The sequence below is a fragment of the Nocardia sp. NPDC049526 genome, from assembly GCF_044465765.1.
Lineage (GTDB): Bacteria > Actinomycetota > Actinomycetes > Mycobacteriales > Mycobacteriaceae > Nocardia.
This window is the reverse complement of the sequence record NZ_JBITMA010000002.1, coordinates 227230-241330: the sequence shown is the minus strand read 5'-3', so window position 1 is coordinate 241330 and position 14101 is coordinate 227230. Positions and strand designations below refer to the sequence as shown.

General features: G+C 66.8%; 1 protein-coding gene (cut by a window edge). It reads left to right on the top strand.

Features of this window, described 5'->3' with window-relative positions; genetic code table 11:
- Positions 1-14101 carry the 3' portion of a helix-turn-helix domain-containing protein gene (locus ACIBW7_RS05845; RefSeq protein ID WP_397044560.1) on the top strand. Its footprint begins 13742 nt before the window's first position, so the window shows 14101 of its 27843 coding nt (coding positions 13743-27843); its start codon lies beyond the left edge, outside the window; the stop codon is at positions 14099-14101.

Here is a 14101-nt window from a genome sequence, read left to right as displayed (position 1 = left end):
CGCCGCGCCCCGGCACATCACCGTGAGCGTTGATGACGCACTGAGGATGGTCGAACGGTCCGCGGTAAGCATATTCGCCGAATCCTCGATGCGAGGATTCGTGTTCCGGGATCACGAGGCAAGGAACGTCAGGGCCTTGGCGGACACCATCGCCCGCGTACGCACCATGGTGGGCATTCCCGAGAGTACCCCCGACCTGTACACCCAAGTAGTGGACAAGTCGGCGGAGTACCGATCCGATTTCGGCACCTTTGTGGATCCGGCCGACACGTTATACCTGCACTTCACCCCAAACATTCGCGCCATCGCCACAGCGGGCATGATCCGGTCCGGCGCACACGACGAGGTCATCAACACCACGGCCGCCCATTCCGTCGGGGTGCATTTCATCAAGCCGGGGAACTGGCAGGGCACGGAAAACTTCAATATGTACGTCGGATACGCCGGACTCCGCCGCACACTCGAAATGGGAAACAGCACCGTACTGCCTGACCCGCTCGGCGCGATCGTCGTGATGCCACTCGGCGCGATCACGAAGACAACGCCGTTACGCAACGAGGCCAAGACGACCGCAGCGGACGAGGCTCATCTGGCCAGCGACGCCACGTTCCGTCCATTGAACGGGGATCCCAGATACGCCTACTCCCTCGACGACGCCTACATCATTCCTTGCTACAGCGACCAGCAGGTTTCTCGGGAGCAGCGTCTGGTCATCGACCCCGACACTGGGGAACGAAGCTTGCGACCGGTTGCCGAGCCGATTCGCGACGCCTTTCGCCGCGCCGGATACGACGAGACTTGGATCGACCGGCACGTCATCGAGCTACCAGAACGCATCGCAGCGGACCCCGGCACTCGTGGCCTCCACGGGGAGTACGACCGTACCCAATGGCTGATCCGGCAGGCCCAGGACGAGATCAAGCGGCGGATGGCCGAGGACGGGACGTACACGGATCGAGTCGTCGTTCCATTGACCACCGAGCATGGGCGGCAGTTCGAGACCCTCGACTTGCACGGCACAACGCGGCGGGGTTACCACTCGACATCCGATCTTGCCATCGAACGGCTGATTGTCACCGACCGGCACCCGCCGGTCGGTGACGCGGAGAAACCGCGCCGCCCAGGGGAATCCACGCCGCGGCCAGGTCGCAGCCGAGGTCCGAGTGGCCTGATCGGCAGCCGGCCACTGGAAGCGGGCTCCTCCCGCGACGGCGTGTCCGCCGGTCCCGACTTCCAGGACTTGGTGGTCGCAGGCATGCAGTCCGGAATAGTGGAGAGTTCGCTGGTCGAGGAGGCGCCGGGGGTGCGGGTCGAGGCGGTGACCTTCGGCAACGGCTCGCGCGTGTTAATGGAGACGTACACCGCCCCGGTTGCCGCTCTTGAGCAGGTGTTGCAGCGGGAAGTCGCCGCGATCATGGACGCGCCGGTAGGGCGGACCTGCCTGATTCGGGAGGGCGGCACCGTCTGCCGGGAGATCACTCCTGGGCAGCCGGGCGACAGCCTGCAGGCACTGGACCGCGGGATTCTCGGCTCGCGCTCGGCCCGGCGACTCGGCCTCTTCGACGCGGTGACCAGGACGAACCGCGCCACGCGAGAGTGGAATGTGGCCCCGGACAACGAGGTGGTAGGTGGTCGTGCCCCGTCTGCGATCGACGCGACGCCGACCGGTGTGTTCGCCGCGATGTTCGTGCGGCATATCGACGGCCGTGAGGTGTGGCAGCACCACGGCATCCCGAGGTCGGAGCTCTCGGCCATCCGGGAGCGGGTGGCGTACCTGCAATCGTGGATTTCGGATCTTCCGATACCCGATGAGTACAAACCCGCGCTGCGTCACATACACGGCGGGTACATGGACGCGCTGGCGGAGATCGAGATGCGCGCCGCACGCACGCCCGGCGAGATATCGCATCGTGCCGGGCTCGATGGCGAAGCACAGGCCAAGGCGCGGCTGGTCGAGTCGTTCAACCTCGACTACCCGCATATCACGATCCTGGGGTTCGAACATCCGGATGTTCCCGCCCATGTCGTCGAGGAGATCCTCGGTGCGCTGGACGAGATGCTCACCAGGTTCCCGGGCCGTACCAATATCCGGGGACTGTGGATCGATTACCTGGGTAACGAGGACGCAGGCGCCGCATCCTTCGCCCAGCGCGATTCCGCATCGACGTTTCGAACTGTGGGGATCCAGTTCAGCCTGCGCAATGCGAGCAGGCCGGCATGGACTGTCGAACGCGGTATCGAGATGCGCGAGCTTGGTGTCAATCCGGTCGGTGACAGACCGTTCCACCACGATGCTGTGCACGAATTCGTCCACGCGATCGATGCCGTGGAACTCCTGTCGGTGACCCTGCCGCAGGTGCTGGACGAGACCTGGTCCCGGCTCCACGAACTGGGCTTGATCCGAGAACCCGAGCAGGCTTGGCTGGCGCGACTGCCCGCGTACGCCTTCGTCGACGCAACCAAGGCACAGCTGCGTGAATACGAGGCCCTCGCCGTCGGGTTCGCCGAGACGGACATCCACGGCGCTGCGGTCGGCACGCCGCAATGGGCGATCCACGAGTACGTCACCACCGGTCGGCCACCGCAGATCACCCCGGACCTCGATGTCCCGACATCGGACCACCCGGACATCGCCCCCCCGAGGTTCATCGGCAGCAGACCACAGCAGGGCACGCCCGAGCCGCCCGACTCGCGGCCGGGTGCGGCGGTCACCGACGACGTGCGTGTCGTCAACGAGGCGGTGCGGGCCGGGCGGGGACCGCTTCGTGCTGAGCATTTTCCGGTGCCGGGGCTGCGGATAACGAGCAACGATCCGGGCCGGAGCGCGGCATTGCGGAGGTTCTCACTGTGGCAGGCGTACGTGGCCAATCGCGGATTGGGAAAGCTTGTCAGCCGGTGGGGTTCGGCGGTGACTCCGGCGGCGCGGCGCAGGGTGCTGGCGGAGCTGTATTTCTGGATGTCGCATCAGCGCTACATGCGGCAGGTCTGGGCCGTCGAGCGTGACCCCGGCGCGGTGGGGGAGCACGGGGAAAGTCATCCCGACTACTTCCGCACGAGGCTCGGCGACGACGCGGCCAACACGGATATCGTGGGTCGCCTGACCGGTCTACGCGCCGAGGTTCATCGCGATCCTCGGACCGGAAGATGGCACGGCGGCGTTGGGACACAGGCGTTCTGGACCACCGTGGCGATCGGCCGTCTCGTCCGAGCCCGGATGGACAAGGAGGTGCCGGGCGGCGAGGTGCTCGGCGAGGTGCTGCAGAACATCGTGGAGCTGCCTGGTGGCACCCGCGTCAACGGAAACGCCCTGTACGCGCTCGAGCACGACCGGTTCGTAATCGAGACCGCGCAGTCCGACGACCAGCGGACGATCTTCGATGCCGCCATAGCCGAACTGGCCGCCGCCCTCGACCAACGATCGGTGGAACCGTCTGTCGATGTCCTGCGACGGTTCGCCAACGCGGTCTATCTGTTGTTCCAGGCGCCACTGATGACGCGGGGTAGCGACGCGACGATCAGGACGTTCGCGGCAACAGCGTTCACTGTCGCCTTCGGCCGACCGGTCCGCCTGCCGCACGACATCGACCTGCAGGCCATGTCGAGGCGGCAGTCGGACTTCGTCGAGTGGTTCGCTGCCGCGCTCGGCCGGAGTCTGTACCGGGTCGGCGGATCGGATGCGGAGGGGCGCCCGGACGCCTGGACGGCGACAGGCAAGGACGACCGTCCACCCGGATTCATCGGCAGCCGTCCCCGGGAGCAGCCCGATCCGCCGCCGGGCGCCTTGCGCGGTGCGTGGCGTCGAGCCACCGAAGTCGGTGGGGGCGAACAGAATCCGCCGCGTCGCCTGGAAGGGCCACAACCGGGATCGCTGATAGGTGCGTCAGGAGAGCCTGTGCCGGGTCCCTCGCGCCTGATCGGCAGCCGTCCGTCGGAGGAGTCCGGACCGACCGATTCCGCACTGTCGGTGCCCGATGTCTCACCGGGAGCATGGATCAAGGCGCAGCGACACGAACGGGGGATGCAGCAGAAGGAGGTCGCACGAGCGGCTGGGATGGCCGCAGGCCACCTCTCGGCCATCGAAAACGGCAAGAACATCCCTCGGCTGGCGACTTTCCGACAAATCGGTGCGGCGTTGAACATCGGCGAGGCGCTGCTGCATGCCGCGACACGTCGCTTCTATCCGGACACCGATACCGATACCGATCCGGACGCGCACGATTCCGTCGGTAGTTGGGTTGCCGCGCTGCGCCACGGCAAAGAAATGACCAAGACTGATCTCGAGCGCGCGACAGGCGTAGATCTGTCACACATCGCCGATATCGAAAACGGCAAGTATATTCCACGCCTGCCGACACTGCGGCGAATATGCGAGGCACTCGATGTCGAAGCAGAAATGCTGCGGGCCGCGGTCAGTCGCTTCTATCCAGAGACCGACAGCGATACCGATCCGGCTGCGTACGACTCCACCGGAAATTGGATTGCGGCACTGCGACGCAACAAAGGAATGTCGCAGACTCGGCTGGGCGACGAAGCCGGAATGGCCCAAACCTACGTTGCCGGTATCGAAAACAACAAGCATGTTCCGCAGTTGAAAACATTCCGGCGCATCTGCCTGGCGCTGGGGGTGGAAGGGGAACTGCTGGAGGCCGCAGTCCGTCGCTTCTATCCGGAGACCGCCGCCGATACCGATCCTGCCGCGCACGAGACGCTCGGCGATTGGATCGAGGCAAGGCGCAGCAGCCTCCGGATGACACAGGTGGAATTCGCTCGCCTGGTGGGCCTCTCCGGCCGCTATATCACCGATATCGAGAACGGAAAACAAATTCCGCACTTCCGCAGCTTCCGGCGTATCTGCCGAAAGATCGGAGTTCGTGGTGGCGAGCAGATCGACGCTGTCCGGCGTTTCTACCCTGATATCACTGCCGATATCGATCCCGCTTCGCACAAATCATTGGGGCGTTGGATTGCGGCGCTGCGTTACGACGAAGGAATATCGGCGACTGAGCTCGCGCGGCGCGCGAGGATGCCGCGTAGCACTATTTCCAGTATCGAGAACAATCGTTATCTTCCTCGGTTGCGGAAATTGCGGCAACTGTGTCGGACGCTGGGAATCGGTGGCGATATGTTGCTGGAAATCGTCGATCGTTTCTATGGCGAGCGATACGAGCGATCCGGCTATCGCGAGGAAGAAGAGCTGTTCCAGCGGTATGTGGTAACTCGGGTGGGGTCCCGCGAAGAGCGTGAAATCCAGGATGAGATACTCGAGAAGTTTGCCTGGGTTCCGAATGCGGTGGCGCGTCGAGAATCCCCCGATATCCGTGACGAGGCGGTTAATGTCGCCTGGATCGCGACTATCACCGCGATCACGAGCCACATTCCCTCCGCCTCGTTTGCCGCTCATGCCTGGGCCAGTTGCCGGGGCGCGCTTTTCCGCTTCCGTCTCGAGCGTAAATTCCCGAACCTCGATAATCGAACACGGAAGATGGTGAGCACGGTAGGCGCCCAGATCGGCAGGATGGTTGCCGAAGGGGAGGATCTCGACGACGCGGCGATCGCACGAATATTGCGATTGAGCGTGGCCGAAGTCGTGCGAGCGCGCGAAATTCTGGAGCGACCCACGGTTTCGGCGGATGCGCCGGTGCGCGGCAAGTCCGGCGGCGCCGTGCCCCGCGAGATCGCCGACCCGTCTGGCGCAGGGTTCTCCGATACGGACTTCATGATGACCGTCCGAGCGGCGCTGGTGGATCTGCCCGATCCCGGTGTCGCCGAACGGCTGGTGCTGGCTCATCTGGTCGAGGGCGTGTCGCTGGCCCACATCGCAAGGCGGCTGGGCCTGCCACATGCGATCGCGGCGGACGTCCTCGCCGACGCCATTGCCCGGTTGCGTACCGCATTCGACCCCGACGTCACCGCAAGTGATCGGGACACCACCGCGAGCGAGCAGAATCTGCCACTGCCGACACCGACACCGTGGAGCTCCTCGACCAAGGAGTCGGATCGACCGCCGAATCCACCAGTGTCGCAAGACGATTCCGCGCCGGGCGAGGGCACGACCAGGCCGGGCGGATTCATCGGGAGCAGACCACCCGAACCGGGGGAGTCTGCACGTAGGCCGGCATCGGAGGAGACGCCGCGGGCGACGCCATGGTCGCGGCTCTCCGACAGTGAAGCACACGATGGTGTCGGCGGCGATGGAGAAACGGCCGAGATGGTCGCGGCGGAATCATCTGCGGTACCCGCGTCGGCCAGGGTCGTGGAGCACTTGCTCGGGTACTTCACCCGCAGAGATACGGCCTACTGGTGTCAGCTGAAGCCGGACAGCGTCTTCGCCGACTGGGGCTGGTCGAGTGATGAACAGCTCCCCGCCCTGGCCTCGGACCTGCCGCTCAGCTGCATCGACATGGTGGTGTACGCCGCCGTCGCCGCGGGTGTACTCGGCCGCGAGCAGGTCCCCGCGATCTACAACTGGGATGGCCCAGATGACTTCTCCCGACGCTGGGTGCGCGAACTGCCCGGCCTCCTTGCCCCGGCAGGACGGCAGCGCCTCTCGGACGGTGACCCGGGGTCACGCCCACAGCACGGTGACGTCGTGATGTGGTTCGGCACGGATCAGCCGGGCGGAGAAGAGCGGTTGATGCATGTCGCGGTGGCGGACGGCAAAGCCGATCGCAGGGCTGACTCCGCCTCCGTGCTTTCGTTCGGCGCCCGTTGCTCTTGGCTGCCGTCACAGCCGCGCCGCCGCGAGACCAGATTGAGCGGGGTCGAAGTCACAACAATCGCGGAGATCAGCACCGCAATGCTGGCGAACTGGTCGCACACGGTACGTGTCGAGTTCGGACCCGGGCCGTGGACGCAGCGACCGGCGATCGGTGGGGAGCTTCGAGTGCCACCGAGCCGGGAATCGCGGGCCTTGCGGCCGTTCAACAAGAAGAATTGGCGACGTGAGTTCCCTGGTTTCGCTGAATGGGTGCAAGGACGGCCCGACGTACAGCGATTGACCGCCGCGTTCGACGAGTGGGAGCGGGCCGAGGGCGCCGCGGGTGCGCCGACGCGACTGGTCGAGATGGTCGACACCGCCGTGTCGCGCACGCGGATCGAGGAGGTGCTTCGGTCGCCCGGGGCATTGCCGATCGACGGACACCCGCAGGTGGCAGTACAGGTGGACCGGGATGACAATCCGACCGGCCTGAGAGTCGCGAGCATGGGCGGGCACGGCCGTGTCCTGCGCAAGCTGTTCACCGAACGCCCGGATGTGCTGGACACGATTCCGCGCGACGGTGGCCGCCTGCGGATCGCCTACGACGGTATGCAGCTGCGGATCGACGGGGAGGTTCGCAGCGAGCATCTCCAGCCCGACGATGCCGATCCGAGCCGGAAACTGATCCCGGGTCGGCTGCTCGACGAGTACCTGCGTCTGTGCAATGCGGGAGCGCTCGACAAGCTGGGGACCAAGCCTGGGAAATCGCCGAAGCGGCCGACCTTCGAGCAGTGGATCCAGGGGCTCCCGCCGAGCGTGTTCAAGGGCCCTGGTGACTCCTCCTACACAATGACGACCATCGGCCACATTCTGACCGACCGTGCCGTAGAGGAGGGGTGCCGGCCACCACGGGCGAGTGAGTCCGACGATCCGCACGGTGCGTTGGCGGCGCTACGCCGGGTGGTCCTTCAAGCCCCCCACGATGTCGCCCGCCCCGCGCCGATCCCGGAACAACCGGCACCGTTGACGGAACGCACCAGCGAAGTGCTCGACCTCGGTGTGATGTCGGCGCGTGTCACGGTGGGGAAGGACCCGTCGGGCAGGTGGCGTCTGCTGGTGCCGTCCTACTCCGACTTCTACCCGGGCGATGTGCTCGCCCGCTGGTGCGGGCAACTGCATGCCGGCCACCGCCGCCGGTTGCTGAACCTCATCCGGAGGCAGCTGAACGGCCGAGTGGTCGCCGCACCCGCGACCACCGCTGTCGGACCCGGCTACATCGGCAGTCGCCCGACGGACTCCTCTGATTCGGTACCGGTGGTGCTGACACCAGAGGAGAGATCGGCGCTGCGAGCGGAGCTGGCCGCACTGCTGCCGGTGGATCAGCAGATGCCGGAGCGCCGGGGACCGGGCACGGTGCTGGAGCGGCTGCTGACCGAGGAGTTCGCCGCCGACCCGCTACGGCCGGGCAGCTACGAGGCTGTAACGGAAGCTATCGCCGACATGGTGGCGACCGCATTCGGTGAACCGCCCATGCCCGCCCGCAGGAACCTGGTGGCGGCCATTCACGGCATACTCGCCGACCGGGCCGTATTCGGCGATGCCAGCGCCCTCCGCCGACACATCGCCGCTCTCGTGGGACATGGCGCGCAGTCGGCTGCTTCGGGCAACCCCCCGCCCGCCGGCACCGGACCGATTGGTGGGCAATCGCTTCCCCGAACCGATGCCGAACCGCCCGAGCCCGGCCCCACCGGGCCGGAGCACCGTGAGCCGGGCGATTCGACCCCCGAGGCCGCACGACCTGACGATGCGCCGACCGGTTGGCTGCCGTCGGCGCAGGTGCCGCGCACGGTCGTGTCGCTGATTCGCGGGCTGTCGAAGGAGGGCATGACGCGAGTGCTCGCGGAACCGGCACGGGCACGGGCGGTTATCGCCGAGGTCGGCGAGCGGTTCGCGGAGACGGATCTCCCGGTGCGCGTCGGCGGTGTCACGAGGCGGCTGGCGGAGTTGTTCCCGCCGGATGAGCTTGCCTATCTGCAGTATTCGCTGGAGCGGTCGATCGCGTCGGGATGCCTGCAGTACAAGCTGACCGAGACGGCGTTGCAGCAGATGATGAGCCACCCCGAGCGGGTAACCGCGGCACTGCAGGCAACGTATTCGGAGGTCGAGCCGGGGTATTTCGCGTCCTGGCTGGACGACGACTACGTCATGCACGGCCGCGACGGATACCCCCGCGACAGCGGCCGGCATGCGTTCATGCAGGCGGCAGTCGAGCATCTGACCGAGGTCTGGGATCTGGTGGACGAGACGGTATGGCAGGAACTCGCGGCCATCAAGGACGAACGCTCCCGCGACCGGGCACCGATGCTGAACTCGATTCCGCCGCACCGACGAGCCGAACTCGACCTACCCGCCCACTCGGTCGACGAATTCTCGATACCGGGCAACAACACGGTGCTCAGCGCCGCGACCAACATGGGCAGCGTGCAGATCGTGCTGCGGGGCTACCTCGAAAGCCTCGCCGAGCATGCCGACGTGATCGAGGGCTGGCCGTGGGCCAGCATCCAGCACGGCGTCCTGGAATTCGCCAGCCGGTTGAGCGTGCTGGCGGGAGTCACCTTCACCACGCTGGGTGAGTTCACCGAGCCGCGTAACCCGCCGCGGTTCGCCGTCGAATTCGACACCACGAGCCAGACGATCACGTCGGTCGCGATCACCGGACTGGCGAAACAGGCACGCGCGGCCGACCGCGGGGGGGTGTGCCCGGGTTTCGTCACGTTCGAACCGACCGGAGTAGCCCGGGCGTCCACCGACCGGCTCCGGGAGTCACTGGTGGGATTCGACGTCGAGGCGTACCGCCAGACGTCGGGCTCGAAAATCGCCGTAATGGCCGGTGGGTTGCTGCTACCGCTGCTCGGACGCGATTTCCCGCAACTTCGACTCACCGAACCGACCCTCACCGGCCGGATGTCCGACCGCTCCGGCGAGCCGGTCCGAGCCGTGCCGCGGCCGGTCGGCGACTCGTCCGTACAGCCGGTAGACGACCGGCGAGAACACCTTCTGACGCAGTTCCTCGCCGTCGCGGCCGACCAGGGATACGGTTCGATGTCGCTCGAGACCGTCCTGGAGCGCGCCCAGTTGACGCGCCGGACGTACTTCCGGATGTATTCCGGTAAGCGGAGCGGCTTCGAGGCCGCCTGCGCTGCGGCGCTCGACCGCGTGCGGACGGCCTGTGACGCGGCGATGCCGGATGCGCCTGAGCGGCCCGGCGGCGTGCGGTCGCGGCTGGAGACCGCCACGCGCGCATACCTCACCGCCCTGGCCGAGCATCCGGACGAGGCCTGTGTCCTGCACCGAGATATGTTCGCTCCCGGTCTCGAGGCACGTCCGCTGCGCGACCAGCACCGGTCCATGCTCGCCGAGCACTTCGCCAGGGCGCTCGGTTGGATCGACACACAAACCGGCCGCCTGCTCGCCTCGGCGGTCACCGGCATCGTCACCGATCGGATCCGGAGCGCAGGTGCCGAACGCCGAATGATCGCGAACCTGCCGGACCTCACACCCACGGTCACGGCCTTGGCCCAAGCCCTCCTCTCTGGCGGGACCGAGGTGATCGAGCCGGACCAGGTCGTGCTGGACGGCACGGGAGACTCCGGGAAAGCGAACATCCGGCCGGACAGCCCCCGTCCGCTCACATCCGACGGATCGGCGCAATCGACGGAGCGGCCGACTCCGAACAGTCGCGAGCCGTTTCCGCCGGACGGGCGAGGAAACATCGGATCCGACGGATACATCGGCAGCCGACCCGGTGGCGGTGACGAGTCGGCCGATCCGGCCCGGGCGCAGGAGCCGGAAGGTGCCGGAGCGGATGGTCACATCGAGCTCATCGGGCCGGTCGATGCGCGTGCTGGGCTGCCCACCTACACGCCGCCCGATGCGGACCTGCGTATGCGGGCCGAGCGGGTGTTGCGTGAGCAGTGGGGGTTGGCGGCAAGCCCGCAGGATCTGGTGTATCGGTGGCGGCGGCGACCAGCCGCGAACCGCGCGATTGCCGTCCAGGAAAGTGCAGAGCACGCAGCCGAGAACGAGCGGCGCGCGCGGCGTCTGAGCGTGGACGAGCTGCGTGCGCTGGTGCGGGTGTGGCCGGAACTTGTCGGCAAAGCGGGCGGATTCCCGAGAAATGTACGCGACCAGGCCAATCGGTGGGCGTTCGCGAAAACGAAGGCCGCGCTCGACGACACCGCGGCGACGACCCGGCCAACCGCGCCGGAACGGGCGCTGCGGGAGTATCTGCTGAATGTCGAGGACTTGCTGATCCGGGCGCGCCAGCTGGCCGCGACGGTGGAGACTCCCGGAGTACCGGTACCGACGGTGCTGCTCGAGCAGTTCGTGGCAGACCGCCCGGTCGCCGGCTCGATCATCATCTCGTTCGGCAGCGGAGATCCACTGGCGGAGGCGTGGCACGTGGATGGCACCGCCGGCGACCTGCGCCGCCTGGATCGGCGAATGCAGTTGGCGTGCAACCACTATGAGGCGGCCGTACGGGAAAACCCGGATCGCCCCGTCAGGATCGTGATGTGGTCCGGGACCGATGGTCACCGGTTGGCCGGGGATATGGCGGCGCTGGACGCCGACATGCACACCGGCGCAGCGTCTTATCCGGCGGTGCGGCCGGAACGCCAGCTGGTTGTGCACGGTAACGGCGGTCGAACCGCGAAGAAGGCACTGGTTCACGAGTCGGCCGCGCATACGGTCGACACGGTGGTGGTCTGTGGCGAATCGAATCTCGCGACGATGCGTGACGCACTGGCGGATATCGCATCGTCCGCCGACGTGTACTACGGGATCGCATCGCTGTCGAGTAGCCCCGCAAGAGCAATGGATTTGCCTGGCGTGCAATTCGCGTGCCGGTTTCCGACCGGCGATGCGGGAAATTCCAGTTCCGTCCTGAAGGACATGCGCGATATGGCGCAGAGATACGAGAAGGAGCCGTTCGAGGCGGGCAAGCCGATCGATGACGAATTCCTCCTGTATGTCGACGATCGCACCAAGGCGCCCACGGAGTCGCTGGACAATATGAGCCACATTCTGGCCGGCCGCCCGGATCGGGTCGCGCGGCATGATGACGCGCAGGATGCGTGGGTGCGCTTCACCGACTGCATTGAACGCACCGCCGATGAGCAGATCGAGTCCGCCTATATTGATGTCCTGCCGCGCGATCCGAACACTGGCGTGCCTACCTTGGTCGAGACCGGTGGCGACGGTGCGCTCGCCCGAAGCGCGATCGAGAAGCGCGGCGGCGATCTGGGGCCCGATGTCCTACTGCATCGGGGTCTGCCGGACGATTTCACCAGAGTCGGCCGGCTTGCCGTCGACAACAAACGGTGGTGGAATTCACTGCACCGCGACGAGCAGCGCGCAGTCGTGGCCCGGCATCCCAAAATTGTGGGCAACGCCCCGGGCATTCCGTCCGAAGTGGCGAACTACGCGAACGACTATTGGCGATATGCCACTTCCTCGGCTATCCACGCGAAAGGCAGCAGGAAAGCCGGCCGGGCGGAGCATCAGATTTTCAGAAACCTCTACGCCGTCGACGAGGCACTCACACGCTCGGTCACGGTGCACCGCGACATCCCTGCGCCGATCGTGTCAACGGTGGCGTTGGACCCGGAGGCGTTCGGCGGCAACGGATCCGGCACGTTCGTCATCGGCAACTGCCGACTCGAGGACGCCGAACACGTGGTCTGGTACGTGGACGGCGTGAACACGCGGCTGCAGTCGGCACCGGCCCGGCTGGGGAGTGCGCGGAATCTTTACGAGGAGCTGGTGCGGGCGGATCGTTCCACCAGGGTCGCGGTGGTGTGCTGGATCGGCTACGAAGCGCCCGCCAAGAACAAGGAAGCGTGGGCTGCCAGGCCAGAGCTCGCCGAGGCCGGTGGGAGGCTGTTCGCGCGCGACGTTCTGGCCTTGCGCGCGGTGAGCAATGCGAGATTTTCCGTGCTCGGTTACAGCTACGGAACCCCGGTCGTGTCCGACGCGACCGTGGGTGGGCGACTGGATGGTGTGTTCGTCAACCGCGCGATCGTGGGGTCGCCCGGGCGTGGCCGACGCTACGACAGCACGACCGATGCCAGTTGCCGGAACACCTGGGTGCTGGCGCAATCCGACGACCCGGTGACCGGTTTGGGCGGCGATTCACCGGGAGTGCGTGGCCGGTTGCTCGGTGACGGGCCACTGGGGCTGGGGACCGATCCGGCAACCGACCTCAATGCGACGCGCGTACATGCGGAACGCGGTTTCCCGTACTCGCTGGCTCCCTTCGACGGGCATGGCGAGTACCTGCAGTACTCATTGATAGGTGCCGCGCAGGCCACGGAATCGTTGCGGTACGCCGCGTGGTGTCTTGCCGGCCGGGGTGCTGAGGTGCCTACCGAGCAGCATCGGCCTACCGTCGAGAACCCGACAGCGATGCATCGCATTCGTGCCGCGGTGGTCGATGCCGCGCGTGATCGCCGTGCGCCGCAATTGGACGCGGCACTCGACGAACCCGCTGGAATAGGAGCGACCGATCCGTTTGGTGGACGGCGGACGCGTCCGGCCGAGCCCGGCCGGGCGGCAGCGGGAGCTTCCGATGCGGCTCGCGTGGGGATCAGGATCGCAGTACATCTCGGGGGAGGCGGGCTGACGGATGACGGGCAGGCGTTGACCGACGCGCTCGCGCTGGGAGTGAACGCGGTCGTCGTGGAGCTGGGCCGGGCCGCCGCCGACATGGCTGCCCTCGACGCCGTATGCCGGTCGGCGGCCTTCGCGGATGCGGCGCTGTCGGTGGAGGTGCCCGCGGGGCCCGCCTGGTCCGACTCGGAGGTCCGTGCCCAGGTGGGAGCGATTGCGGGCACGCTGGAGCGGCACGGCGTGCGAGGAGAGCTGCACGCGGTCGACCTGCGAGTATTGGCAACGGCCACGGAGCTGGCACCGGATTTGCGGCGCGTGGCGATGATCAACTCGCTGACGGTGGCCACGAGAGGGATGCATGCCGCCGCCGGATGGGTGGCTCGCGCGGTGCGGCCGGGTGCCAATGACATCGATGCCATCATCGACGAGGTGCACCGTGTGGGGGCTACCGGTCTCACCGTCCCGTACCCACTGCTGTCCGCGGGCTTCGTGCGGCAAGCCGGCGAGGCAGGCATGGGTCTGGCCGTATGGGGCGTAGCCGGTTCCGGCAGGATGCGCGCGGCGATCGCACTGGGCGTCGGCGAGATATGGACTAGAAGCAGTGAGCATCTCGCACTCCTGCGCGCCGAGGTCGCCGAAAGCGGGTTCCGGATACCCGAAGCGTTCTCGCGCTCGACGCCACCGCCGGACGGCCCGTCGAGAGCCACGCCGTGGTCGGGGTTCCTGGGCCGATGA